24 protein-coding genes and 1 tRNA gene are annotated in these 24,989 nt (G+C 62.3%); 16 read left to right on the top strand and 9 right to left on the bottom strand.

Annotation, left to right across the window (positions count from 1 at the left end; all coding sequences use genetic code 11):
- Nucleotides 1–27 precede the first annotated feature (27 nt).
- The 4 genes from ACF8FG_RS13175 to ACF8FG_RS13160 all read left to right on the top strand — a co-directional run bounded on the left by ACF8FG_RS13175 (nt 28) and on the right by ACF8FG_RS13160 (nt 3,794).
- On the top strand, nt 28–1,128 hold the full coding sequence (locus ACF8FG_RS13175) for a uroporphyrinogen-III C-methyltransferase (RefSeq protein ID WP_003255892.1): 1,101 nt from the start codon (nt 28–30) through the stop codon (nt 1,126–1,128).
- Nucleotides 1,125–2,363, top strand: a complete 1,239-nt coding sequence (locus ACF8FG_RS13170; RefSeq protein WP_014589299.1) for a heme biosynthesis protein HemY — start codon at nt 1,125–1,127, stop codon at nt 2,361–2,363. The genes ACF8FG_RS13175 and ACF8FG_RS13170 overlap by 4 nt, the downstream gene beginning before the upstream one ends.
- 222 nt (nt 2,364–2,585) lie before the next feature.
- Complete coding sequence (locus tag ACF8FG_RS13165) at nt 2,586–3,092, top strand: disulfide bond formation protein B (RefSeq protein ID WP_014589300.1); 507 nt, start codon at nt 2,586–2,588, stop codon at nt 3,090–3,092.
- A 231-nt stretch (nt 3,093–3,323) separates the two neighbouring features.
- Entirely contained in the window at nt 3,324–3,794 is a 471-nt protein-coding gene (locus ACF8FG_RS13160) for an Rsd/AlgQ family anti-sigma factor (protein ID WP_014589301.1), read from the top strand.
- An 8-nt stretch (nt 3,795–3,802) separates the two neighbouring features.
- On the opposite strand, the gene ACF8FG_RS13155 is transcribed toward ACF8FG_RS13160, so the two are convergent.
- Entirely contained in the window at nt 3,803–4,441 is a 639-nt protein-coding gene (locus ACF8FG_RS13155; RefSeq protein WP_041166816.1) for an FKBP-type peptidyl-prolyl cis-trans isomerase, read from the bottom strand.
- A gap of 178 nt (nt 4,442–4,619) precedes the next feature.
- Here ACF8FG_RS13155 and ACF8FG_RS13150 point away from each other — a divergent pair, with 178 nt between their 5' ends.
- A complete protein-coding gene (locus ACF8FG_RS13150; protein WP_318078868.1) occupies nt 4,620–5,609 on the top strand; it encodes an AlgP family protein in 990 nt (329 codons plus the stop codon).
- On the opposite strand, the gene ACF8FG_RS13145 is transcribed toward ACF8FG_RS13150, so the two are convergent.
- Nucleotides 5,588–6,067 (bottom strand): TIGR02444 family protein, encoded by a 480-nt coding sequence (locus ACF8FG_RS13145; RefSeq protein ID WP_014589304.1) that lies wholly within the window; start codon nt 6,065–6,067, stop codon nt 5,588–5,590. The two genes, ACF8FG_RS13150 and ACF8FG_RS13145, sit on opposite strands and share 22 nt — an antisense overlap.
- 50 nt (nt 6,068–6,117) lie before the next feature.
- On the opposite strand from ACF8FG_RS13145, the gene ACF8FG_RS13140 reads away from it, so the two are divergent.
- The 3 genes from ACF8FG_RS13140 to ACF8FG_RS13130 all read left to right on the top strand — a co-directional run bounded on the left by ACF8FG_RS13140 (nt 6,118) and on the right by ACF8FG_RS13130 (nt 9,446).
- On the top strand, nt 6,118–8,028 hold the full coding sequence (locus ACF8FG_RS13140; RefSeq protein WP_023389966.1) for an ATP-binding cassette domain-containing protein: 1,911 nt from the start codon (nt 6,118–6,120) through the stop codon (nt 8,026–8,028).
- Nucleotides 8,028–8,615: a mechanosensitive ion channel family protein gene (locus ACF8FG_RS13135; protein ID WP_014589306.1), complete on the top strand. Its 588-nt coding sequence runs from the start codon at nt 8,028–8,030 to the stop codon at nt 8,613–8,615. The genes ACF8FG_RS13140 and ACF8FG_RS13135 overlap by 1 nt, the downstream gene beginning before the upstream one ends.
- Before the next feature lie 198 nt (nt 8,616–8,813).
- Nucleotides 8,814–9,446, top strand: coding sequence for a LysE family transporter (locus ACF8FG_RS13130; RefSeq protein ID WP_318078867.1), 633 nt, complete (start codon nt 8,814–8,816; stop codon nt 9,444–9,446).
- Nucleotides 9,447–9,494: 48 nt separating this feature from the next.
- Here ACF8FG_RS13130 and ACF8FG_RS13125 read toward each other — a convergent pair whose 3' ends face one another.
- Nucleotides 9,495–10,247: a slipin family protein gene (locus tag ACF8FG_RS13125; protein ID WP_318078866.1), complete on the bottom strand. Its 753-nt coding sequence runs from the start codon at nt 10,245–10,247 to the stop codon at nt 9,495–9,497.
- A gap of 2 nt (nt 10,248–10,249) precedes the next feature.
- Nucleotides 10,250–11,596, bottom strand: coding sequence for a nodulation protein NfeD (locus tag ACF8FG_RS13120; protein WP_392518842.1), 1,347 nt, complete (start codon nt 11,594–11,596; stop codon nt 10,250–10,252).
- A 98-nt stretch (nt 11,597–11,694) separates the two neighbouring features.
- On the opposite strand from ACF8FG_RS13120, the gene ACF8FG_RS13115 reads away from it, so the two are divergent.
- The 3 genes from ACF8FG_RS13115 (at nt 11,695) to ACF8FG_RS13105 (ending at nt 13,165) form a co-directional block, all read left to right on the top strand.
- The gene (locus tag ACF8FG_RS13115) at nt 11,695–12,153 is read left to right on the top strand and encodes an aminoacyl-tRNA deacylase (protein WP_003255874.1); all 459 of its coding nucleotides are present in this window, start codon (nt 11,695–11,697) and stop codon (nt 12,151–12,153) included.
- Between the two features lie 61 nt (nt 12,154–12,214).
- Nucleotides 12,215–12,457, top strand: a complete 243-nt coding sequence (locus tag ACF8FG_RS13110) for a DUF2789 domain-containing protein (protein WP_014589309.1) — start codon at nt 12,215–12,217, stop codon at nt 12,455–12,457.
- 69 nt (nt 12,458–12,526) lie between these two features.
- Nucleotides 12,527–13,165, top strand: a complete 639-nt coding sequence (locus ACF8FG_RS13105; protein WP_003255871.1) for a hypothetical protein — start codon at nt 12,527–12,529, stop codon at nt 13,163–13,165.
- A gap of 6 nt (nt 13,166–13,171) precedes the next feature.
- On the opposite strand, the gene ACF8FG_RS13100 is transcribed toward ACF8FG_RS13105, so the two are convergent.
- The 3 genes from ACF8FG_RS13100 to ACF8FG_RS13090 form a co-directional block, all read right to left on the bottom strand.
- Complete coding sequence (locus tag ACF8FG_RS13100) at nt 13,172–13,609, bottom strand: CBS domain-containing protein (protein ID WP_014589311.1); 438 nt, start codon at nt 13,607–13,609, stop codon at nt 13,172–13,174.
- A 169-nt stretch (nt 13,610–13,778) separates the two neighbouring features.
- Nucleotides 13,779–15,509: a dipeptidase gene (locus ACF8FG_RS13095; RefSeq protein WP_019439231.1), complete on the bottom strand. Its 1,731-nt coding sequence runs from the start codon at nt 15,507–15,509 to the stop codon at nt 13,779–13,781.
- A 162-nt stretch (nt 15,510–15,671) separates the two neighbouring features.
- Nucleotides 15,672–15,748: transfer RNA gene (locus tag ACF8FG_RS13090), tRNA-Arg, on the bottom strand.
- Nucleotides 15,749–15,868: 120 nt separating this feature from the next.
- On the opposite strand from ACF8FG_RS13090, the gene ACF8FG_RS13085 reads away from it, so the two are divergent.
- From ACF8FG_RS13085 to ACF8FG_RS13070, 4 genes are all read left to right on the top strand, one after another.
- The gene (locus ACF8FG_RS13085) at nt 15,869–15,994 is read left to right on the top strand and encodes an aryl-sulfate sulfotransferase (RefSeq protein WP_014589313.1); all 126 of its coding nucleotides are present in this window, start codon (nt 15,869–15,871) and stop codon (nt 15,992–15,994) included.
- 229 nt (nt 15,995–16,223) lie between these two features.
- Entirely contained in the window at nt 16,224–17,666 is a 1,443-nt protein-coding gene (gene gabD, locus ACF8FG_RS13080; RefSeq protein ID WP_003255867.1) for an NADP-dependent succinate-semialdehyde dehydrogenase, read from the top strand.
- A 182-nt stretch (nt 17,667–17,848) separates the two neighbouring features.
- The gene (gene gabT, locus ACF8FG_RS13075) at nt 17,849–19,126 is read left to right on the top strand and encodes a 4-aminobutyrate--2-oxoglutarate transaminase (protein WP_003255866.1); all 1,278 of its coding nucleotides are present in this window, start codon (nt 17,849–17,851) and stop codon (nt 19,124–19,126) included.
- 137 nt (nt 19,127–19,263) lie between these two features.
- Nucleotides 19,264–20,523, top strand: coding sequence for a response regulator (locus ACF8FG_RS13070; protein ID WP_014589314.1), 1,260 nt, complete (start codon nt 19,264–19,266; stop codon nt 20,521–20,523).
- Nucleotides 20,524–20,613: 90 nt separating this feature from the next.
- On the opposite strand, the gene ACF8FG_RS13065 is transcribed toward ACF8FG_RS13070, so the two are convergent.
- A complete protein-coding gene (locus tag ACF8FG_RS13065) occupies nt 20,614–21,642 on the bottom strand; it encodes a GGDEF domain-containing protein (protein WP_392518839.1) in 1,029 nt (342 codons plus the stop codon).
- Nucleotides 21,643–21,741: 99 nt separating this feature from the next.
- Complete coding sequence (desA, locus tag ACF8FG_RS13060) at nt 21,742–22,926, bottom strand: delta-9 fatty acid desaturase DesA (RefSeq protein ID WP_135199255.1); 1,185 nt, start codon at nt 22,924–22,926, stop codon at nt 21,742–21,744.
- Nucleotides 22,927–23,072: 146 nt separating this feature from the next.
- Here desA and dibA point away from each other — a divergent pair, with 146 nt between their 5' ends.
- Complete coding sequence (dibA, locus tag ACF8FG_RS13055) at nt 23,073–24,968, top strand: phosphodiesterase DibA (protein WP_014589317.1); 1,896 nt, start codon at nt 23,073–23,075, stop codon at nt 24,966–24,968.
- Nucleotides 24,969–24,989 lie beyond the last annotated feature (21 nt).

The following is a 24,989-nucleotide window of genomic DNA, read 5'->3' as shown; positions in this document are numbered from 1 at the left end:
GTGCGCCCCCATGCAAAGGATGGATACGTGAGCGAGACTGTCTTGTCCAATAACGATCAACCGTCGGCGCAGGCGCCTGCGGAACCCGTTACCACCCCACCTGCCAAGCGCTCCGGCAGTGGCCTGGCAGCGCTGGCCTTGCTGCTTGGAGCGGCCGGGGTGGCGGTAGGTGGCTGGGGTGTCTGGCAGGTGCGTCAACTGCAGGGCAGTGAGTTCAACCAGGGCCAGCACATCGAGGCGCTGACCCAGCGCGCCGAGGCGCTGCAGCAACGTGAACAGCAGATCAGTGCGCAACTGGCCAGTCTGCCAGCCGCCAGCGAGCTGGAAGACCGCCGGCGTTTGGTAGCCCAACTGCAGGGCGACCAGCAGCGTCTCAGCCAGCGCCTGGAAACCGTGCTGGGAGAAAGCCGCAAAGAGTGGCGTCTGGCCGAAGCCGAGCACCTCCTGCGGCTGGCTACCCTGCGCCTTTCGGCGTTGCAGGACATCACCAGTGCCAAAGCCCTGGTCGAAGGCGCCGACGAGATCCTGCGCGAGCAGAGCGACCCGGGCGCCTTCGCCGCCCGCGAGCAACTGGCCCGCAGCCTGGCCACGCTCAACAGCACTCAGCAACCGGACCGTACTGGCCTGTTCTTGAAACTGGCTGCACAGCGTGAGCTGGTACAGCAGCTGAGCGCCCAGTCCCCCGAGTTCGACAGTAACGCCGATGCGCTTGGCGCCCTGACCGCCGACGGTGATGGTGCCAGCAGGCTGTCGCAGTGGTGGGCAGAAATATCCAAGTACTTCCAGATCGACTTCAATGCCGATGAAAACGTGCGTCCGTTGCTGGCCGGGCAGCAACTGAACCAGCTGCGTCTGGCCCTGAGCCTGACTATCGAGCAGGCCCAGTGGGCGGCGCTCAATGGTGATGCCAAGGTTTACACGCAGGCGCTGGACGACGCCCGCAGCGTACTGCTGGCCAACTTCAACGCAGACAACCCGCAAAGCAAGGCCATGCTCGACAGCCTCAATGCCCTGGCCGATCAGCCGGTGTCGGTGGTTACCCCTGACCTTAGTGAAAGCCTGGCGGCAGTGCAGGCCTATATTCAGCGCCGTCACCTGCCGGCCGAGGCTGAAGGGGGCAAGCCATGAAGCGTGTCTACTTGTTGGCCGTGCTTGCGATCGTGGTTGCTGCGGCACTGGGCATCGCGGTCGCCAAGCACAGCGGCTATGTACTGATTTCCTATGGTGGCTTCCGTTATCAGTCGGGGCTGTGGGCAGCCTTGGCGGGTATTTTGGCGGTCGTCCTGCTGCTGTGGTTGCTGCGCTATCTGGTCGGCCTGGTGCTGACTTCCAGTGGTGTGGTCAACCCGTGGTCACGGCGTAACCGCAGCCGACGTATCCGCCTGGCGATCGAACAGGGCCAGCTCGATCTTGCCGAAGGCCGCTGGGCCAGTGCCCAACGGCACTTGCACCGTGCCGCCGAGGCTGAGCGCCAACCGTTGCTGTACTACCTTGGTGCCGCGCGTGCTGCCAACGAACAAGGCCGTACCGAAGACAGCGACAACTTGCTGGAGCGCGCCCTGGAGCGCCAGCCGCAAGCGGAGCTGGCCATTGCCCTGACCCATGCCCAGTTGCAAATGGATCGTGGCGAAAACGATGGGGCGCTGGAAACCCTGCTGGCCATGCAGGAACGCCACCCGCACAACGGCCAGGTGCTGCGCTTGCTACAACGCCTTTACGTGGAGCGCGGCGACTGGTCTGCGCTGATCCGCCTGCTGCCCGACCTGCGCAAGGGCAAGGTGCTGCCGGCCGCCGAGTTGGCTGCTCTGGAGCAACGCGCCTGGGGCCAGAACCTGAGCCTGGCGACCACCCGTGGCGAAGATGCGCTCAGTGCACGTCAATCCTTGGAGCGCGCTTGGCAGCAGCTGACCGCAGCCCAGCGCCAGGAGCCACAACTGGTGCTGGCGTACGCCGAGCAACTGCGCCAGGTAGGTGCCCAGAACGAAGCCGAACAAGTACTGCGCACGGCCCTCAAGCGCGACTACGAAAGCCACCTGGCCCGTCTTTACGGCCTGGTGCGTGGTGATGACCCGGTGCGTCAGCTGCAAACCGCCGAAGGTTGGCTCAAGGCTCACCCGCAAGACGCCAGCCTGCTGCTGACATTGGGCCGTCTGAGCCTGCAAAACCGCTTGTGGGGCAAGGCGCGTGACTACCTGGAAAGCAGCCTGCGCATGGAGCGCAACCCCGAGGCCTGTGCTGAGCTGGCCCGCCTGCTCGCGGGGCTGGGCGAGACCGAGCGCAGCAACCAGCTGTTCCAGGAGGGCCTTGGCCTGCTGGACGAGCGCCTGCTGGCGCTGCCTTTGCCAGAAGGCGTGCGCGCCTGACCTACCCCAAGGCCCGCGCAAAGGTGCGGGCATTGGGGGCAGGTAATTTATCTTTCGCTGTCAGTTTGATCTGAAGTCTATTTCTTCCGTCGCCTCCTACGGCATATCTGGAAATTTCCTACGCGTTTCAGTGACTTGTCGTTGCTGTCGTGCCTTGAAACAAAGCGTGTCTTTCCTCTACCGTTTCAAGCCACTACTTTTTCCCCGGGACCTTCACCGCCCATGCTGCCGGCCCGTTTGCGCACCTTTTTTCTTCCTGCCTGCCTGGTCGCACTGGCAGTACTGGTTGCGTCTTTCCGTCTGGAAAACACAGTGGGGCTGATGCCGTGCCCATTGTGCCTCAGCCAACGGTTGCTGCTTGGCGGGTACGCGCTCCTGTGTTTCGCAGCCGTGCTGCAGGCACCGGGCACGCGGGGCATCCTTCGTTATGCTCGGCTGGCGCTGGGCTGCTCGCTGGCCGGCGCATTGCTGGCAGCACGGCATGTCTGGTTGCAGGGGGCTGAGGGGGTCAATGAGGTATGCCCGGTGCCGATCGGGCGAGTGTTCGAACAATCCTGGGGTGAGGCGGCACGGCAACTGTTGCTGGGTGGCCCGGATTGTCGTTCGCTTGCCTGGAGTTTTCTCGATCTGACACTGCCGGAATGGAGCCTGTTAGCCTTCCTGCTGCTGGCGGTGCTGCCCTTGAGTTGCCTGCTGGCGTATCGTTTCCGCACCCTGGCAAGAGCATGACCTGGCGCAAGGTTGTGCCATTAGCGCGACCAATGGTGATGTAACAGGGTATTAAACACTTGTATGAACTTTGTGTGCTGCGTACCTTGAAGGGCAGCACGCGCGGGAATAATCTCCCAGCACGCATACCGGAAAAACAACTGCTCGATGCCGTCCTGCTGATGTCACCTTTGTGCTGCGCGGTCGTGGTGCGAGGTGCAGCGGCATCTACCCAGAAGGGAAGAGATCGCCATGCTCGATAGTTGTCAGAACGCCCAGGAACGCTGGGGTGGGGTTCACAAGCTGATCGACCGTTGGCTGGAGGAGCGCCAGGAACTGGTGCAGGCTTTTCGCGCCCTGCGCGATGTGAGGCCAGCCTTCGCCGACAAGGACACCAACGGGGACTTTTGCGCCCTTCTGGTCGACTACGTTTCGGCGTGGCACTTCGAAGTCTGCGAGCAACTGGTCAGCGAGGCCAAGGCGTTCGGAGACGAGAAGGCGCTGAAGCTGGCCGAAGAGATCAACCCGCGGATCAACGACAGTACTCAGATCGCACTGGCCTTCAACGACCATTGCGCCAAGGGGGAGTGCAAGGACACCGAACGCTTTGCCGAGAAGCTGGCCAAGTTGGGCGGGTTGTTGCATGAGCGCTTCGAGCTTGAAGACTGCCTGATCGAAGTGCTGCACAACGCACACAAGGAAGAGGGTGCAGTGCAGGCCTGAGGTTGGCGTCAGTCACCAACCGCCAGCAGTTCGATCTCGAATATCAAGGGGGTATAGGGTGCAATCAGGTCTCCCGCCCCCTCGGCGCCATAGGCTTGCGCTGAAGGAATTACCAAGCGCCATTTGGCGCCGGTGTGCATTTTCGGCAACGCGACCTGCCAGCCTTCGATAACCGAATCCAGGTTGAACCATTGGGGGGTTTGGTTTTGGTCGAATATTGAGCCATCCGGCAATCTGCCCACATAACGCACCTGCACTTTGCCGCCCGCTTTTGGCTGTGCGCCCGTGCCTGCCTGCAATTCGCTGTACAGCACACCTTCCGTTAGTTCGTGCACCCCATAACGCCCACGTTCATTAGCCATGAAACGCGTTTCGGCGGCCTGCAGCTTTTGCGTAGCGGCGTCACCTTCCTGGGCTTCAAGCTGCTGCAGCACTGCCTGCATGCGTGTCTTGTCGAGCTTGAGGGGTTGCCCCTGATAGGACTGTTTCAGGCCTTCGACCAGTGCATCCAGTTGCAAGCCCGGCATCTCCTGGCGCAGGCGTTCACCCAGGCTGGCACCCAGGCTGTAGGCCAAATCGTGGTCGTCGTTGTCGGCCAAGGCGAGGGGTGCCATCAGGCATAAACCCAAAACAAGATTTCGAGGCAACGCCTGACTCCCAAATACCAGCAATGATTAATTCAGCAACTACACTTTCACGCAGCTGCAAGATAACAACTTTGCCCAGGCATGCAACGCGGCGTAAACATTACGGTCAACATGCCCTAGCGGCGGTAGCAGCAGAAGCATAGTATGAACCGCAATCTCGTCAGCCAGGAGGTAAACCATGTCGGCCAAAAAGAAGCCAGTAAGTACGCCGTTACACCTGCTCCAGCAACTTTCGGGCAGCTTGCTCGAACACTTGGAAGAGGCCTGCTCGCAAGCGCTGGCTGATGCGGAAAAACTGCTGGCGAAGTTGGAAAAGCAGCGTGGCAAGGCGCAGGAAAAACTGCACAACGGTCGCCTGAAACTGCAGGACGCGGCCAAGGCAGGTAAAGCCAAGGCGCAAAACAAGGCGCAAAAAGCCATCGGTGAACTTGAAGAACTGCTCGAGTCTCTCAAGGAGCGTCAAACTCAGACTCGCTCTTACATTCAGCAACTCAAACGCGATGCTCAGGACAGCCTCAAGCTGGCTCAGGGTGTAGGTAAAGTACGCGAAGCTGCAGGCAAGGCCCTTGATCAACGTGCGGCCAAACCGGCTGCCAAGGCAACCGCTGCCGCCAAGCCTGCGGCCAAACCGGCTGCCAAGGCGACCGCTGCCGCCAAGCCTGCGGCCAAACCGGCTGCCAAGGCGACCGCTACCGCCAAGCCTGCGGCCAAACCGGCTGCCAGGGCGACCGCTGCCACCAAGCCTGCGGCCAAACCGGCTGCCAAGGCGACCGCTGCCGCCAAGCCTGCAGCCAAACCGGCTGCCAAGACGACCGCTGCCGCCAAGCCTGTGGCCAAACCGGCTGCCAAGGCGACCGCTGCCGCCAAGCCTGCGGCCAAACCGGCTGCCAAGGTGACCGCTGCCGCCAAGCCTGCGGCGAAACCGGCTGCCAGGGCGACTGCGGCAGCCAAACCTGCGGCCAAGCCAGCTGCCAAAGCCCCTGCTGCCAAGCCGGCCGCAAAACCAGCTGCCGCCAAGGCACCTGCACGCACGGCCGCCAAACCCGCCGCCAATCCTGCTGAAGCCAAGCCCGCTACACCGGCCGCCGCAACCAACTCGGTGAGCCCGGCTGCTGCAGCACCGTCGGCACCTGTGAGCACGCCGTCTCAGGTACCTTCGGCGTCCTGAAGCGCAGCCGCTGCGACGCGCAACTGAACTAGCGCGTCATGATGCAAAGCCTGGTCCGGTGCCAGCCGGGCCAGCCAGTCGTCCGTGGGCTCATGGGAGCCCGCGGGCCACTGTTGCGAGCGTTCCTGCAAGCGCTCCAGCAAGGCTTTTTCTGCCTGCAACTCCAACCCCTTCACCTGTTCACGCAATGCCGCCAGTTGTGCATCAGCCGACGCTGGGGTTCGCCATTGCTGGCGCAGGCTGCGTAGCGGGGTAACCACGTCACGCTGCCAGGGCTCGGCAAGTTCTTGCAGTGCATGCGCGCGTTCGCCCAGCACGGCCACACCACGTGCTTGCAGCCAGGTCGCGCACAGCAGCAGGCAGACATCGCCACCCAGTGCCTGCAGTTCAAGGCAGGCGGCTTCCACGCCGGGCCTGGCATACAGGGCCAGGGCGTAATTCCACAGGTCGGTGTGCATGGTTCCACTCGCGCTATGGGCCGAGGAAGCTGGTAGACTCCGCGACCATCATGATCAGACTATCCAACCTCACTTTACAGCGTGGTCCGCAGCGCTTGCTAGAAGGCGCCGAGATGACCCTGCACGCCGGTCACAAGGCCGGCCTGATCGGCGCCAACGGCGCCGGAAAATCCAGCCTGTTCGCCTTGCTGCGCGGTGAACTGTCGCCCGATGCCGGTGACTGCCAACTGCCCGGCGACTGGCGCATCGCCCACATGCGTCAAGAGGTCGACACCCTCGACCGCCTGGCTGTGGACTATGTGCTTGACGGCGACGTGCGCCTGCGCAAGGTCCAGGCCGAACTGGCCGCGGCCGAGCAGGCCCACGACGGCACCGCCCTGGCGCGCCTGCACAGTGAGCTGGAAAGCGCCGACGGCTATACCGCCGACGCCCGTGCGCGCAAGTTGCTGGCTGGGCTGGGCTTCACCAACGACCAGATGGACCGCCGTGTCGGCGATTTCTCTGGTGGCTGGCGGATGCGCCTGAACCTGGCCCAGGCACTGATGTGCCCGTCCGACCTGTTGCTGCTCGACGAGCCCACCAACCACCTCGACCTCGACGCTATCCTGTGGCTGGAAGACTGGCTCAAGGGCTACCCCGGCACATTGTTGCTGATCTCCCACGACCGTGACTTCCTCGATGCCGTGGTCGACCATGTGCTGCACGTCGAGCAGCGCAAGCTCAACTTGTACAAAGGCGGCTACACCGCCTTTGAGCGCACCCGTGCCGAGCGCCTGGCGCAGCAGCAGCAAGCCTACGAGAAGCAGCAGGCGCAGCGCGCGCACATGGAAAAGTACATTGCCCGCTTCAAGGCGCAAGCCACCAAGGCCCGTCAGGCGCAAAGCCGGATCAAGGCCCTGGAGCGCATGGAAGAGCTGTCGGCGGCGCATGTCGACTCGCCGTTCGACTTTGTCTTCCGTGAATCGCAGAAAATTTCCAGCCCGTTGCTTAGCCTTTCCGAAGGTCGCCTGGGTTATGGCGACAAGGCCATCCTCGACAAGGTCAAGCTGCAGCTGACCCCGGGTGCTCGTATTGGTCTGCTCGGGCCCAATGGCGCCGGCAAGTCGACCCTGATCAAGAACCTTGCAGGTGAGCTGGAGCCGTTGTCGGGCCGCCTGGTTCGTGGCGAGAACCTGGCTGTAGGCTACTTTGCCCAGCACCAGCTGGACTCGCTGGACGACAAGGCCAGCCCGCTGCTGCACCTGCAGCGCATCGCTCCTACCGAGCGTGAGCAGACGCTGCGCGACTTCCTCGGCGGCTTCGACTTCCACGGTGCCCGTTGCGACGAGCCGGTGGTGAACTTCTCCGGTGGCGAAAAGGCCCGCCTGGCACTCGCGCTGATTGCCTGGGAGCGGCCAAACCTGCTGCTGCTCGACGAACCGACCAACCACCTCGATCTGGAAATGCGTCTGGCGCTGACCATGGCCTTGCAGGAGTTTGCCGGTGCAGTGGTGGTGGTGTCCCACGACCGTCATTTGCTCAAGAGCACCACGGACGACTTCCTGCTGGTGGCCGACGGCAAGGTCGACACCTTCGACGGTGACCTGGAGGACTACAGCCGCTGGCTGGTCGAGTACCGCCAGCGCAGTGCGCCGGCCAGTACTGCACCGGTCAACCCGGACAAGACCGACAAGAAAGCCCAGCGCCAGGCTGCCGCAGCCTTGCGTCAGCAGTTGGCGCCGCACAAGAAGGCTGCCGACAAGCTGGAAACCGAGCTCAACCAGGTGCACGCGCAATTGGCCGAGATCGAGACCGCGCTGGGTGATGGTGGCCTTTACGATGCGGCGCGCAAGGACGAGTTGCGCGACCTGCTGGCGCGCCAGACCCGGCTCAAGCAACGCGAAGGCGAGCTGGAAGAGGCCTGGATGGAAGCGCTGGAAACCCTGGAAAGCATGCAGGCCGAACTCGAGGCGTTGTCCTGATGGAGGAACTGCGTTCGCTGCTGCCAGGGCAATGGATGGACACCTTCTGGCTGGGTTTGCAGATCCTCCTGATCCTGGCAGCGGCGTTCATCCTGCAACGTATCGTCGCCCGCGGGCTGAGCCGTCTGGGCCAGCGTTACCCGTTACCGCCGGAGCTGCTGGTGCCCGTGCGCGGTGGCCTGCGCTGGCTGATCATGGGCAGCGCGCTGCTGTTCGTGCTGGAGCGCATGGGTGTTTCGGCAACCGTGTTGTGGACAGCACTTTCCGGCTTCGTAGCGGTAGCGGCGGTGGCCTTCTTCGCCATGTGGAGCGTGCTGTCCAACCTGTTGTGCGCGGTGTTGATCTTCACGGTCGGGCCGTTTCGCATCGGCGATGTGGTCGAGCTGGTCGACACCCTCGACAAGCCAGGCGTGAAAGGCCGGGTGATTGCTATCAACCTGCTTTTTACCACCCTGCTGGAAGTGCCCGAAGCGGGCGGAGCGCTGGTGCAGGTGCCCAATAGTCAGTTCTTCCAGAAGTCGGTGCGGCGCTGGCGCGGGGCCGAGGTACAGGCCCTGCACAAAGACACAGCTGCCGAAGCTGACTGAGCCTGTTCTGGCCCCTTCGCGGGCACGCCCGCTCCCGCAGGTATTCCACAGCGTCTGAAAATGCACTGTAGGTGTGGGAGCGGGCGTGCCCGCGAAGAGGCCAGGTCAGGCCACACAAATCCATCAGAAATCACTGGTTATTTTTTCGCCAAAACCTTAGCTTAACGTTTTGCAACATATGTTCGAGCGAGGTGTGTGATGTCGATGGAAGTATGGTTAGGCTTTTTTGCCGCCTGCTGGGTGATCAGCCTTTCACCCGGTGCCGGGGCGATTGCCTCGATGTCCAGCGGCCTGCAATACGGCTTCTGGCGTGGTTACTGGAACGCCCTGGGCCTGCAGCTGGGCCTGATCATGCAGATCGCCATCATCGCCGCCGGCGTCGGTGCCGTGCTGGCTGCCTCGGCCACGGCGTTCCAGGTCATCAAGTGGTTTGGCGTCGGCTACCTTGTGTACCTGGCCTATAAGCAGTGGCGTGCCCTGCCGATGGACATGAGCGATGAATCAGGCGTGCGCCCGATCGGCAAGCCGCTGAGCCTGGTGTTCCGTGGTTTCCTGGTCAACATCAGTAACCCCAAGGCGCTGGTGTTCATGCTGGCGGTGCTGCCGCAGTTCCTCAACCCGCATGCGCCGCTGCTGCCGCAGTATATGGCGATCACCGTGACCATGGTCACGGTCGACCTGCTGGTGATGGCGGGGTACACCGGGTTGGCTTCGCAGGTGTTGCGCCTGTTGCGTACGCCTAAACAGCAGAAGCGCTTGAACCGGACCTTTGCCGGGTTGTTCATTGGTGCAGCCACCTTCCTGGCGACCTTGCGCCGCGCGCCCGTCTGACAGAGCGCATACAAGCCATTCGCGGGAAAACCCGCGATTGGCCCATCACTATTTTTCCTTGTCCACCAACCCCTTCAGCAGATCTATCGGCAGCGGGAAGACGATGGTCGAGCTCTTGTCCCCGGCAATCATCCCCAGCGTCTGCATATAGCGCAACTGCATCGCCCCTGGCTCCTTGCTCAGCATTTGCGCGGCTTGCATCAGTTTCTCCGACGCCTGCAGTTCACCTTCTGCATGAATCACCTTGGCCCGACGTTCGCGCTCGGCCTCGGCCTGGCGGGCGATGGCGCGTACCATCGACTCGTTCAGATCCACGTGCTTGATCTCGACGTTGGCCACCTTGATGCCCCAGGCATCCGTCTGAGCATCCAGCACCTGACGGATGTCCAGATTAAGTTGCTCGCGTTCTGCCAACAGCTCATCCAGTTCGTGCTTGCCCAGCACCGCACGCAGGGTCGTCTGGGCCAGCTGGCTGGTCGCCACCAGAAAATCCTCGACCTGAATGATCGCTTTCTGCGGGTCGAGCACGCGAAAGTACAACACTGCGTTGACCTTGACCGAAACGTTGTCGCGGGTGATCACATCCTGCGGTGGTACATCCAGTACCACTGTACGCAGGTCGACCCGTACCATTTGCTGGATCACCGGGATCAACAGGATCAGCCCCGGCCCTTTGACCTGCCAGAAGCGCCCCAGCTGGAACACCACGCCCCGCTCGTATTCGCGCAGGATGCGAAACGCCGACAGCACCAGTATGGTCAGCACGATCAGCACGGCACCGAAACCCACTTGCATGAACATGGTCATTCTCCTTGCGTCGCAGGGGCGGCGGCGCTCACTTCCAGCATCACGCCATGGCGCGCGGTCACCCGCACGTTCTGACCAGTTTGCAGCGGCGTTGCACACTGCGCTTGCCATTGCTCACCCTGAGCCAGCACAACGCCACAGAACGGGTCGCCTGCCATCACCTGAGTAACGGTGACCAGGCTGCCGACCAGCCCGGCGTCGCCGCTGACCAGTGCCCGTTGGCGCGCCTTGAGGGCCATGCCTAGCACGCCACCAATCAGTAACGCCGACAGCAGTGCCAGGGTGCCGATCAAGGCCAAAGGGATGCCGAAACCAGGGGCGTCGGTATCGATCAGGATCAACGCCCCGACCACAAAGGCAACGATGCCGCCAAAGCCGACCACGCCGAAACTGGGCAGGAAGGCTTCAGCGATCATGAACGCGATACCGAGCAGGATCAGTGCCACCCCGGCGAAACTCACCGGCAGCAGTTGCAGGGCATACAGCGCCAGCAACAGGCAGATGCCGCCGACTACACCGCCAACTGTCGAGCCGGGGTTCATGAATTCGAACAGCAGGCCGTACACGCCAATCATGATCAGGATCAGCGCCACGCTGGGGTTGGTGATCACCGCCAGTACCCGTGTGCGCCAGTCCGGCAGGTGTTCGACCACGCTGGCGCCCGCGGTCTGCAGCTGGCGTGGCTGGCCGGCCACCTGGAGCGTTTTGCCGTCGAGCTTGCGCAGCAGGTCAGATAGGTCATCGGCCACCTGATCGATCACGTTCAACCGCAAGGCCTCGCTGGCGGACAGGCTGACCGCCTCGCGCACGGCCTTTTCCGCCCAGTCGGCGTTGCGGCCGCGCATCTGCGCCAGGCCACGGATGTAGGCGGCGGCGTCGTTGACCTGTTTGCGAGCGAGAGTTTCATCGTCGCCGCCTTTGGCTTTGTCGTCACTGGGCGTGCCAGGCGCACCGCCGATCCGCACCGGCGTGGCAGCTCCCAGATTGGTTCCGGGCGCCATCGCCGCGACATGGCTGGCGTAGAGAATATAGGTGCCGGCGCTGGCGGCGCGGGCTCCGCTGGGGGCAACGTAGCTGGCGACCGGTACAGGGCTGGCGAGAATTGCCTTGATCATCTGGCGCATGGCGCTGTCCAGCCCGCCCGGGGTATCCATGCGGATAACCACCAGTTGCGCGCCTTGCGCCTGGGCCTGGCTGAGGCTGCGCACCAGGTAGTCGGCGCTGGCCGGGCCGATGGCGTCGTCGATGTTCAGCACCCATACCGCGCCGGGCGCTGCCTTGCCACCTGGCGTGATGCCAAGCAATAACAGCAGCAACAGCAAACGCCAGCAGCGGGCGATCACCTGTCGTCACCTCATTTGCGCGTATTACACAAGTTTAGCCCCGCCCACCCGTACCCGGCCTAAAATTGGAGATTGGGGGGCGAAACCGGAGGTGCATCATGCGTATGGCAAAGACCCTGCAGGCCCGCCTGGACAAGGCCAACTGCGACTACGACATTATTCCCCACCCACATTCGGCCACCAGCCTGGAGTCGGCCCGAACGGCCGGCGTGCCCGCCGAGCGGGTCGCCAAGTCGGTGATGCTCGATGACCGTCATGGCAACTACATCATGGCCGTGCTACCGGCCAACCGGCACTTGGACATGACCAAGGTGCGTATGTCCGGGGCGTGGCATCTGACCCGTGAAAGCGGTCTGCCGAGCCTGTTCAACGACTGCGAGCGCGGTGCCGTGCCGGCCCTTGGCGATGCCTACCAGATAAAAATGCTGCTCGACCCGAGTCTTACCCGCCAAGGCGATGTCTACCTGGAGGCGGGTGACCACGATCACCTGATTCACATGAGCATGGAGCAGTACATGAAACTGGTGCCGCACGCCGAAGTGCGCGAGCTGTGCTGATGTCTTCAAACCAATGCCAGGCGGGCGTCGTGGACGGCTTGCCTGGCGCTCAGGAGGAACCATGGAAGCGCCGATCCATCCCTTTGCCGACCTGTTCAAGCAGCTGGGCTTGCCCGACGATCCCACGAGTATCGATCAGTTCATCACCAGCCATTCCCCGCTGAAGAACGAAATCAAGCTGGTGGACGCGCCGTTCTGGAACGACTCTCAGCGGGCATTTCTCAAGGACAGCATCATTGAAGATTCCGATTGGGCCGTGCCCTTCGATCAACTCAACGAAGCGTTGCGCCGCCCCCGAAAATAAAGCGCCGAGCGGCACCTGACGAGTGATCGGCCGTTGCTATGCTCAGGAAAACAATAAGGGGATGGCGCGATGAAAGATCCCTACGCACCAGGTTTCTGGTGTTCCGTGACGATCCTGGGCACCCTGACGGCCAGTTACTTCTATGGCATCAGACAGACGCAACAGATGAACCAGGCCGTGCATTTCCTGTACGCCGCTGCCGCAGTCACTGTAGCGGTTGCACTGGTGGCGCTGACATGGATCGCCTGGCAGCAGCTGCGCCTGAACAAGCGCGAAGTGGTGCAGGGGCGAACGCTGCTGACCATCTGGAACACCAAGGTTGCGCTACGCCGCGTCGAGACGGTCTTCGACCGTTATTTCTGGGGCAGCTACTGGCATTCGGGGCGTACCTTCGAAGAGGTCATGGGCGAGCTCAGGGGCACTCCGCTGGAGCAGAGCCTGGATGCGCTGAAGCGCCAGTGCCGGGTGCTCGACCGCGAAATCCATGACCGTCATCACCACTGGCTGGCCAACGCTCGCGATCTGTCCAGCGTGGCCCAGGCGATGGCCCGCGAACGCTACCAGCTGGACCTCGGCGAGCCCACGCACAGCGGCCACGGCAATACGGCAGTGCTCAACCGTGACCTGGAAGTGCTGGTGTACACCTGGTCGGCGCGCTTGCGTAGCTTCGACCATCAGCTGGACGAACTGGAGCGCGCCTACCATTGAGGCGCTTCATTCGCCGCGGATGTACTGCTCCATTTGCTTGATCAGGCTCGCCTGTTCGTCAATGGTTTCCTTGACCAGGTCGCCGATCGACAGCAGGCCGAGCAATCTGCCGTTGTCGACCACCGGCAGGTGACGCAGGTGCCGGTCGGTCATCAGGTTCATGCAGAAATCGAGCTTTTGCTTGGGCTCCACGGTGACCACCGGTGCGCTCATGATTTCGCGTACCGGCGTGGCGGCGGAAGAGCGGCCCTTGAGGACCAGTTTTCGCGCATAGTCCCGTTCACTGACGATACCCACCACCTGGCCACCCTCGACCACGGGCAGTGCACCGACGTTTTTCTCCGCCAGCAGTTTCAGGGCGTCGAGCACCGAGTCATCCGGGCCGATGGTGTACACGGTCTGGTGCTGGGACTTGGTCTTGAGGATTTGTTCGACGTTCTTCATACGGGCCTCTGCGGGTGAAAAAACGCTGTCTCGGTTTAACTAAAGCATCCGGTACGGCGCTCTGCACGGCAATGCAGGAAACGGCATGGAGGCGATTGAAAAACGTCATGGGTGGTTGCTTGTGCCGGCCTCTTCTCGGCTTTACCCGCGAAGAGGCCGGTGCAGCCAATCAGAGTTTTGGCATCTGCCCGATCCGCGCCACCATCTCGCTCACTACCTGCAGGTCCAGCATGAACTGTTCCACGGTCTTGAACTCGTTGTCGTTGTGCCCGGTGTACTTCACGTCCGGCATGGCCAGGCCAAATTGCACACCGTTGGGAAGATCGTGCACCGAGGTCGCGCCGGCCGAGGTACCAAACTCATGCTTCATGCCCAGGTTCTCCGTGGCCACAGCGAGCAGGGCCTTGACCCATTCGCCTTCGGGGTTGCGGTACATCGGCTCGTCCAGGCTGTAATCGAACGCCACCGAGGTGTTGCTTTGCCGGGTCCATTTGCCCAGTTTGTCGGCCAGTTCGTCCTTGATCGTGGCGATCGGCTTCCCCTTGGGAATGCGCAGGTTTACCGCCAGTTTCAAGCCTTTGTCATCCACCCCGACAAAGGTCAGCGAGGTGGTCAGCGGGCCCATGAACGGGTCCTTGAAGGCAACGCCGAGCTTGTTGCCCAGGTAGTCCAGGCCCCAGTTGTCGGCGGCGTAGCGGGCAGCGTCGGTAAAGTGGTTGTGCTTGAGCGGCACCTGCTGGCCGAGGCCATTGATGAAGTCGAGCATACGCGCCACCGGGTTGATGCCGGATTCCGGCTCCGAAGAGTGTGCGGAAACACCGGTAACGGTGAGCAACACCTGCTTGCCGTCGGCCTTGGCGTCGATGCTGAAGTCGCTTCCATGCTGCTTCACGTATTTGGCGCCGGCTTGCTGCAGGTGCTTGGTCAGCTGTGCCGGGTTGTCAGAAATCAGGGTCGCTACCGAAGTTGTCGGGATCTGGTTGGTAGCCAGGCCACCGGTCAGGTTGACGATCTCGGCACCTTTGCCGCTGGCTGGGCGCTTATTGAAGCTGGCCATGACCGTGCCGTAGCCTTTCTCGGCAATCACTACCGGGTAGCCGCCGTCGAGGGCCAGGTTGTATTCGGGCGTAGGGTTGCGCTCGAAGTAGTAGGGGATGGCATCACCGCTGGTTTCTTCGGTGGTGTCGATCAGCAGTTTGAACTGCCGGGCGAGCGGCAGGTTTTCATCCTTGGCCACTTTCAGCGCGTACATCGCCACCACGATGCCGTTCTTGTCGTCCTCGGTGCCGCGGCCGTACATGCGGTCACCCACCAGGGTGACCTTGAACGGGTCCAGGCGCGTACCATCCGCCAGCTTCCAGTTGTCCGGGTTGACCGGCACGACGTCAGCGTGGGCATGGATGCCGATCACTTCCTTCCCGCTGCCCAGCGAGATCTCGTACACCCGGTTGTCGATGTTGCGGAAGGCCAGGCCGAAGCTGTCGGCCAAGGCCTTGATCCTGTCGGCGATCTTGAGGAATTCAGGGTTTTCGTACTGCGGCATACCCTCGACGTTGAAGGTGGGGATGGCTACCAGTTCACGCAGGGTTTCTGTAGCGGCCTTGCCATACTTGATGCGGGTATACAGGCCGAGCAGGCGGTTGATCTCGTCTTGTTGCCCGGCGGCCAGTGGCTTGTTGGCCAGGTAGGCGTCGACGGTTGCCTCGAGGTTGTCGGCCTTGCCCAGGTCGCTGCCTTTGAGCTTGCCGAGGAATTGCTTGAAGTCGCTTGGGTCACTGCCGTCGAAGGCTTTGACGATAGCTGCGGACTGCTGCTGGGTGAGGTTGGCCTGGGCAGGCTGGGTGAACAGGCCGATGCTGGCCAGCAACAGGGTGGTGGCGGTGAGTTTTTTCAACTGCATGGTTGTGCGCATTCCTTCGCCAATCATTGTTATGGGTTACCCGTTCGGAGAACGGGAAGACGCCCACGCTAACATCAATGACCCGTGGCACGGGAGTACCAGAAAGGTGACATGGCGCACAAACGAAAAAGCCCCGGGCTCAGGCCCAGGGCTTTCTTGATATGGCGCACTCGGCGGGATTCGAACCCACGACCCCTGCCTTCGGAGGGCAGTACTCTATCCAGCTGAGCTACGAGTGCAACGCGCACGCATGATACCCATCTGTGTCGTTGACGTCCATCGCCTTGATCTGTAGCTGTTTTTACCGTGTTGGCTGTGCAGATCCCTGTGGGACGGATACACGACAATACAGATCGGAAATGAACAACGGTTGGTCGGGAGGTACCGGCCGGAACTGGGCGCACGTCAATGCCATCGATTACGGCGCCGATAACGACAGCATCATCGTTTCAGCCCAGCATCAGGGCGGAGTAAATTGGCCATGACAAGCAATGAAACGAATTTTGGCTTCGCCCCGCGTCCGGCCGCAGCATCGTCTACCCTTCAGCGGCCATTCTGCGGGCGATTTCAGATGGGCTGTTCAACCATTCGTTCTTTTTTTCGAACAGCCTATTGTCCAACACCCCAGCAGCCGCTTAGCATTCGTTTGAGATTTCAAACGCTCGATGCCCTGCCTTGGGCGCTTTTCAACAATCAACAATTCGGGAAGCCGACATGCAGCTCAAAGACGCTCAGTTGTTCCGCCAGCAAGCCTATATCAATGGTGAGTGGCTGGATGCGGACAACGGCCAGACCATCAAGGTGACCAACCCGGCCACCGGCGAAGTCATCGGTACCGTGCCGAAGATGGGCACTGCGGAAACCCGCCGCGCCATCGAAGCCGCCGACAAGGCCCTGCCGGCATGGCGTGCCCTGACTGCGAAAGAGCGCTCGGCCAAGCTGCGTCGCTGGTTCGAACTGATGATCGAGAACCAGGACGACCTGGCTCGCCTGATGACCACCGAACAGGGCAAGCCGCTGGCCGAAGCCAAGGGCGAAATCGCCTACGCTGCCTCGTTCATCGAGTGGTTCGCCGAAGAAGCCAAGCGCATCTACGGTGACACCATCCCGGGCCACCAGCCAGACAAGCGCCTGATTGTCATCAAGCAGCCAATCGGCGTTACCGCGGCCATCACCCCGTGGAACTTCCCGGCCGCCATGATCACCCGTAAAGCCGGCCCGGCCCTGGCCGCTGGCTGCACCATGGTCCTCAAGCCGGCTTCGCAAACCCCATACTCCGCTCTGGCGCTGGTCGAGCTGGCCCACCGTGCCGGCATCCCGGCTGGCGTGCTGAGTGTGGTTACCGGCAGCGCCGGCGAAGTTGGCGGCGAACTGACCGGCAACTCCCTGGTACGCAAGCTGTCCTTCACCGGCTCGACCGAAATCGGTCGCCAGCTGATGGAAGAATGCGCCAAGGACATCAAGAAGGTTTCCCTGGAGCTGGGTGGCAACGCCCCGTTCATCGTGTTCGACGACGCCGACCTGGACAAGGCGGTCGAGGGCGCGATCATCTCCAAGTACCGTAACAACGGCCAGACCTGCGTCTGCGCCAACCGTATCTACGTGCAGGACGGCGTCTACGACGCGTTCGCCCAGAAGCTGGCCGCTGCAGTTGCCAAGCTGAAGATCGGTAACGGCCTGGAAGAAGGCACCACCACTGGCCCGCTGATCGATGGCAAGGCTGTCGCCAAGGTCCAGGAACACATCGAGGACGCCGTCAGCAAAGGCGCCAAAGTGCTGTCCGGTGGCAAGCTGATCGAAGGCAACTTCTTCGAGCCGACCATCCTGGTTGACGTACCGAAGACCGCTGCTGTCGCCAAGGAAGAGACGTTCGGCCCACTGGCGCCGCTCTTCCGCTTCAAAGACGAAGCCGAAGTCATCGCCATGTCCAACGACACCGAGTTCGGCCTGGCCTCGTACTTCTACGCCCGTGACATGAGCCGTGTGTTCCGTGTCGCCGAAGCCCTGGAGTACGGCATGGTGGGTATCAACACCGGCCTGATCTCCAACGAAGTGGCGCCGTTCGGTGGTATCAAGGCTTCGGGCCTGGGCCGCGAAGGTTCCAAGTACGGTATCGAGGACTACCTCGAAATCAAATACCTGTGCATCAGCGTCTGATAGCACGGTAAAGGCTTTACCTCTGCCAGCGGGGCGCGAGAGCGACGTCTCGCTGGCCTTTTTTACATTGCAGTACCTGGTGGCCAGGGCGTTCACGACAGTCGATCAACGAATACTGTTCGCGAGCACTCCCAGCCGCCCCCGAATAAAAGCGCCATTCCTGTCGGCGCAATGAGGGCATTATGAGCAAAACCAACGAATCCTTGATGCAACGTCGTGTAGCTGCCGTCCCACGTGGCGTCGGCCAGATCCACCCGATCTTCGTCGACACCGCGAAGAACTCGACCGTGATCGACGTTGAAGGCCGCGAACTGATCGACTTCGCTGGCGGCATCGCAGTACTGAACACCGGCCACCTGCACCCGAAAGTGGTTGCAGCCGTGCAAGAGCAGCTGACCAAGGTCAGCCACACCTGCTTCCAGGTGCTGGCTTACGAACCCTACGTAGAGCTGTGCGAAAAGATCAACAAGCTGGTCCCAGGCGACTTCGACAAGAAGACCCTGCTGGTCACCACCGGCTCCGAAGCCGTTGAAAACGCCGTCAAGATCGCCCGTGCTGCCACTGGCCGCGCTGGCGTCATCGCCTTCACCGGCGGTTATCACGGCCGTACCATGATGACCCTGGGCCTGACCGGCAAGGTCGTGCCGTACTCCGCTGGCATGGGCCTGATGCCAGGCGGCATCTTCCGCGCCCTGTTCCCGAGCGAACTGCACGGTATCAGCGTTGACGACGCCATCGCCTCGGTCGAGCGCATCTTCAAGAACGACGCCGAGCCGCGCGACATCGCCGCAATCATCCTCGAGCCAGTGCAAGGCGAAGGCGGCTTCCTGCCAGCGCCGAAAGAGCTGATGAAACGCCTGCGCGCCCTGTGCGACCAGCACGGCATCCTGCTGATCGCCGACGAAGTACAAACTGGCGCTGGCCGTACCGGCACCTTCTTCGCCATGGAACAGATGGGCGTTGCGCCTGACCTGACCACCTTCGCCAAATCCATCGCTGGCGGCTTCCCGCTGGCCGGTGTGTGCGGCAAGGCCGAATACATGGACGCCATCGCTCCTGGCGGCCTGGGCGGTACCTACGCGGGTTCGCCGATCGCTTGCGCCGCGGCCCTGGCCGTGATCGAAGTGTTCGAGGAAGAAAAACTGCTGGACCGCAGCAAGGCTGTGGGTGAGCGCCTGACCGCTGGCCTGCGCGAAATCCAGAAGAAGTACCCGATCATCGGCGACGTCCGTGGTCTGGGCTCGATGATTGCCGTCGAAGTCTTCGAGAAGGGCACTCACACCCCGAACGCTGCTGCTGTTGGCCAGGTTGTCGCCAAGGCTCGTGAAAAGGGTCTGATCCTGCTGTCTTGCGGCACCTACGGCAACGTCCTGCGTATCCTGGTTCCGCTGACCGCCGAAGACGCGCTGCTGGACAAGGGCCTGGCCATCATCGAAGAGTGCTTCGCTGAAATCGCCTGATGTGACGCGCTTCAGAAAAAACCCGCCTAGGCGGGTTTTTTTATGCCCAGATAAGCCATGTGGCGCTATGGTTATCGGAGGACTGGCTTTGGAAGCTGCGACGGACTGTGTGTCAGGCTATTCAGGAGTAGTTGGCGATGAGCGCTGCAGCCCCCACCCCACCAAGCGTACTGATTGTCGAAGGCGATCCTTGGGTACGGGACATGCTCAGCGAGATGCTGCTCAGCGTGCGCTGTGACGCCCGCCTGCAGGTATGCGCGGATGGCTCGCAGGCACTCAGTGCCTTGTCCAGCAAGCCTGACCTGATCATCGCTGCCCGCGAGCTGGCCGGTGTCGACGGCCTCGACCTGCTGCGCAAGGTGCGCGCCAAAGGGCCAGGGGTGCCGTTCATTCTCATGAGTAACCGCAATGACAGCGCCAGTGTGCGCGAAGCGCTGCCCCTGCACCCCACGGCTTACCTGAGCAAGCCGCTGAACCTGGATAACCTGCGCAAGCGCCTGCAAGAGTTGCTGCTGGCCGTTGGCGAGGAGATTGCCTGCCCGATACCGGCGTTGCAGGCGGGAGCCAGCCTGCCAGCCTATCTTGAGCAGCGCCGCGCTACCGCCGATGGCGGGCCGCTGTTGGCCGATGTGCAGGTAGCGATCAATCGAGCGCTGAACCCCCAGGGCCTGAACCTCAGGGTGCTCGAAGAGGAAGTGCGTAACGACCCGCAAGTCACGGCGGTGCTGATCGCTGCCGCCAATAGTGCGGCATTGCACCGTGATGCCCCGGTGCAGACGTTGCTGCAGGCCCTGAACAAGCTTGGCAGTACCCAAAGCATGAACCTGATCCTGGGCATGACCCTCAAGCGCAGCGCACGCCTCAGTGACCCACTGTTGGCGGAGCACGCGACCCGTTACTGGGACCTGTCACTGCACACTGCCGAATATGGCCGCACCTTGGCGCGTATGCTCGAGCTGGACGAGGGACGTTGTTATTGCGCTGGCTTGCTGCATTGCCTGGGCGACCTGGCGGTGTTGCGCTGCCTGCAAGAGTGGCGCTTGGCCGGGGGAGATCTGGACGAGCGCAATGTGCAGCAATCGCTGGAAGAGTTTGGTGCGGCGTTCGGCTCGGCGCTGCGTACTCGCTGGCGTTTGCCGCTGGCACTGCGCGAGTTGATCGCTGCGATATACCAGTTGGGTGGTGGCGTTTACTCGCGGGAGATCCTGGCCATGAACCTGGCTGGGCAGTTGTCGCGGCTGCCGGCTGAGCAGGGGCTGGAGAAGGTGGCCAGCGGCAAGACGGCGCGCCTGCTCAAGCTTGGCCTGCCGGAGCTGAGGCGGTTGCGCAAGGTGGAGAACCCGGAAGTAAAGCCGCAGGAAGATCCGCCGGTGGCAGGGGCCGAGGTTTCCAGCTGAGATTCTGGGGCCGTCGTGGGCTTGCCCGCTTGTAGGGCGCCGGCCCCGCGAATACCGGCCAACGCCGGAGTCCTGCCCCGTGCCGCCTGATCAGCCGCGGACTATCTGGTTCTTGCCCTGCCGCTTGGCCTGGTACATTGCCGCATCGGCCCGCGCATACAGGCTGTCCAGCGCCACATCCTCATCGGTCAGCCCGGTCAACCCCTGGCTCACCGTCACCCCGTACGTCTGCTGGCCATGGCTGAAGCTCAAGTGCTGAATCTGCTGTTGCAAGCGCTCGGCAATCTGCTCCGCGACCTGGGCGTTGCAGCCCGGAAACACCGCCGCAAATTCTTCGCCGCCAATGCGTCCGAACAGGTCGCCCCGGCGTAGCACGGCCTTGCCGCTGTCGGCGATGTGTTGCAGCACCTGGTCGCCTTCCTGGTGGCCATAGCTGTCATTGATGCGTTTGAAGTCGTCGATATCCAACAGCAGGAAAGCCAGCGGTGTACCGTCCGCGCGTGCACTGTCGAAGGCTTGCTGAGCACATTCGAAAAAGTGCCTGCGGTTACTGCTCTGGGTCAGCACGTCGGTGGTGGCCAGGCGCTGCAGTTCGCCTTCAAGCTGCTTCTTCTCGGTGATGTCTTCGGCGATACCGACAATGATTACCCGGTCGCCATCGTGCTGCTGGTTGATGTAGCACTTGTCGCTCAGCCAGCGCAGTTGCCCATCGGCATTGAGGATGCGGTACTCGCGGTCTTCCACCGCGCCCTTGAGCAGTACCTGGGCCAGGCTACGTTCGGCGAACTCGAGGTCGTCGGGGTAGATGCTGTCACGCCATTCGTTGTAGTCAGCCAGCACCAGGCTGACCGGGCGGCCGAAGATGCGCTCGTAGGCTGGGCTCACGTACAGCACCTGACGGGTTTCCCAGTCGAAGGCCCAGAGCACTGCGTTGACGCTGTCGAGCAACGAGCTGAACAGCTGATCACGCTCACTCAGGCGGGCAACCTCACCTTGGGCGTGGAGTAACGCCAGTAAAGTCTGGGCGGCTTCGGGAGGAGGGGTGCCGGGGAAAATCGTGGGAATGTTCTTGGCCATGTGCACGGAGCAGGTCTCAACGTGAAAGCGTGCGGCCAGCATCCGGCCCGCCACGCAGGCGATATTCCGGATTCGAGTGGAGAGGTGAGGGCGAAGTTCCGAATGGCACGCCCCGCTGGGGGGCGTGCCGATCAACGGCGGTCAGGCGCCGGTCGGGCGCAGCGAGTAAGTCTTGAGTTGTGCCGCGAAGTCGCGCAGCGCCTGGATGCCGCTGGTTTCGGCCTCATGTACCCAGTCTTTCATGGCTGCCAGCATGTCGTGGCCGTTGGCACTGGTGCGCGCCCAGATCTGCTGCAGGGCCAGGCGCTTTTCGTAGATGGTTTTCAGTGCCTGGCTATGCGCGAGCATGGACTCGATGCGCACGTGGTGGCGGTCTTCCAGGAGGCTGGTTTCGCGAGACAGCAGCCGCTTGGCACGGCGGAAGCGGTGGCGCACCGAGGCATCGACACGGGCCAGTTCCTGTTTCACCAGCGGGCCGATCACCAGCTTGCGGTACTGGGCCATGATCTGGAAGCGGTTGTTGAGGATGGCCATGGCGGTGTCCATGTCCAGGCTGGCCTTGCCGGCCACCCGGTGGGCGATGGGCGCCACGCGCTGCACCTTGGCCAGACGCAGCAGGCAGAACAGGCGGATCCACGCCCAGCCCATGTCGAACTCCCAGCGTTTGACCGAGAGCTTGGCCGAGTTGGGGTAGGTGTGGTGGTTGTTGTGCAGTTCTTCACCGCCGATGACGATGCCCCAGGGCACCAGGTTGGTGGCGGCGTCGCGGCATTCGAAGTTGCGATAGCCCAGGGCATGGCCCAGGCCGTTGACCACCCCGGCGGCCCAGAACGGAATCCACATCATCTGCACCGCCCAGATGGTGATGCCCATGGTGCCGAACAGCAGCAGGTCGATCACCGCCATCAGTGCGATACCGCCCAGTTTGTAACGCGAGTACAGGTTGCGCTCGATCCAGTCATCCGGGCAGTTCTTGCCATAGATGCGCAAGGTTTCGGGGTTGCGCGCCTCTTCACGGTACAGCTCGGCACCTTTGCGCAGCACTGTGCCCAGGCCCTTGTACACCGGGCTGTGCGGGTCGTCGGGGGTTTCGCACTTGGCGTGGTGCTTGCGGTGGACGGCGGTCCACTCACGGGTGTTCTGCGCCGTGGTCAGCCACAGCCAGAAGCGGAAGAAGTGCTTGAGCGCGCCGTTGAGCTCCAGGGCCCGGTGCGCGGAGTAGCGATGCAGGTAGACCGTGACGCTGACAATGGTCACGTGGGTCATCAACAGAGTGATGCCGACCAGTTGCCAGGCCGACAGGTCGAGCAGGCCGTTATACCACATAGGTGCAAATACCCTCGAAATGCAGGGGGAAGGGCTGATTATCCCTTGGCGGGGAAATAAAACCAGTCAACCGTTGAGATAGGAGGTCACGACATGTTTCAGCCTTTATAATGCCCACTCCTTTTTGATGGCCTTTCCCACCCGACATGTCTGTTTCCGTTCGCGACGCCTTGCGCATGGCTGCGCTATATGTGGTGCTCTCGATCCTCTGGCTTGCGCTGGCGGAGGTGATGCTGCACAGCATGACTGACGATCCCTTGGCACTGACCGTGGGGCGGCAGATCAACGTGGTGGTCTGGGTGCTGCTCAGTGCCTTGCTGATCTATGTGTCGCGCGTGCGCCTGCTCAATTTCATCGGCCATGGCGCGCGTTTGCGTTGTGAAGACCGTGAACGGCTGCGCATGGCTGCCGCGGTGTTCGACAGTACCCTCGAAGGTGTGCTGGTGACCGACCGCCAAGGCCTGATCGTGCACGTCAATCGTGCCTTCATGCGCATCACCGGCTACCAGCAGGATGAGGTCATCGGCCAGCGCCCGAGCAAGTTCAAGTCCGGCCACCATGGCCTGGCCTTCTACCAGGAGGTTTTCGCCACCCTGGCCGAGAAGGGCGAGTGGAGCGGTGAAATCTGGAATCGGCGCAAAAGCGGCGAGATCTACCCGCAGTGGCAGACTATTTGCGCCATTCGCGACGACGAAGGTGAGCTCAGCCATTACGTGGCGGTGTTCAGTGACATCAGCGCCATCAAGCATTCGGAACAGGAACTTGCCTATCTGGCCCACCACGACCCGCTGACTGGCCTGCCCAACCGCCTGCTGTTTACCGACCGGGTGGAGCAGGCATTGGCGGCGGCGCAGGCCAACAAGCGCGGTTGCGCCTTGTTGCTGCTGGACCTGGATCACTTCCAGAGCATAAACGACGGCCTGGGCCATACCATTGGCGACCAGTTGCTGAAGCTGGTGGGCGAGCGTCTGGGGGAGGTGTTGGGTAACGGTGTGACCCTTGCGCGTCTGGGCGGCGACGAATTCGGCGTGCTGGTCGAGAACTGCCAGCAGGTCGGCCAGGCGGGCAAGCTGGCGCAGTGCATCATCGAGCGTATGCGTGAGCCGTTTCAGTTCGAGGGCAACCGTCTGTTCATCAGCGCCAGCGTCGGAATCAGCCTTTACCCCAGCGATGCCTTGGGTGCCGAGCAATTGCTGCGCAATGCCGACTCGGCGTTGTACAAGGCCAAAAGCAACGGGCGGGCCTGCTATGCGCTGTACACCGAAGAGCTGACCGCCCATGCACAGCATCGGGTCGAGACCGCCGCTGAATTGCGTCGGGCCCTGGAGCAGGATGAACTGCGGGTGTACTTCCAGCCGGTACACGACCTGGCGTCAGGCCGACAGGTCGGGGTCGAGACGCTGGTGCGCTGGCAGCACCCCAGGCGCGGCCTGGTACCGCCGGGCGAGTTCATCCCGATTGCCGAACGCACCGGCCTGATTGCCGAGATCGATACCTGGGTGCTGCAACAGGCCTGTCGGCAAATGGTGCAGTGGCAGGCTCAAGGCCGGCAGCTGACATTTGTGGGGGTGAACATCTCCAGTCGCCTGTTTGGCCAGCATGAGCTGTATCGGCAGGTAGCCGAAGTGCTGCACGACACCGGCCTCGCCCCGGCCTTGCTGGAGCTGGAAGTGACCGAAAGCGCGGTGATGGAAGACCCTGAGGTGGCGCTGGAGCAACTGCACCGCTTGCGCGAACTGGGGGTGACCCTGGCCATCGACGACTTTGGCACCGGGTATTCGTCACTGCTGCGGCTCAAGCGTTTGCCGGTGCAGAAGCTGAAAATCGACCAAGGATTTGTGGCTGGGTTGCCAGTGGATGAAGACGACATCGCCATCGTGCGGGTGATCATCGCCTTGGCCCGTAGCATGGGTATGCAGGTGCATGCCGAGGGCATCGAGCAGGCGGAGCAGGCCAGCTTCCTGTTGCAGGAGGAGTGCCAGTTGGGTCAAGGGTACTGGTTCGGGCGGCCAGTGCCGGCTGAGGATCTTCGCTGGGATTGAGAGCGGGCTGCAACGCAGCCC

Origin of the sequence: Pseudomonas sp. YQ_6 (assembly GCF_043103245.1) — a bacterium.
Lineage (GTDB): Bacteria > Pseudomonadota > Gammaproteobacteria > Pseudomonadales > Pseudomonadaceae > Aquipseudomonas > Aquipseudomonas alloputida.
This window is presented reverse-complemented; position numbering and strand designations above follow the sequence as displayed.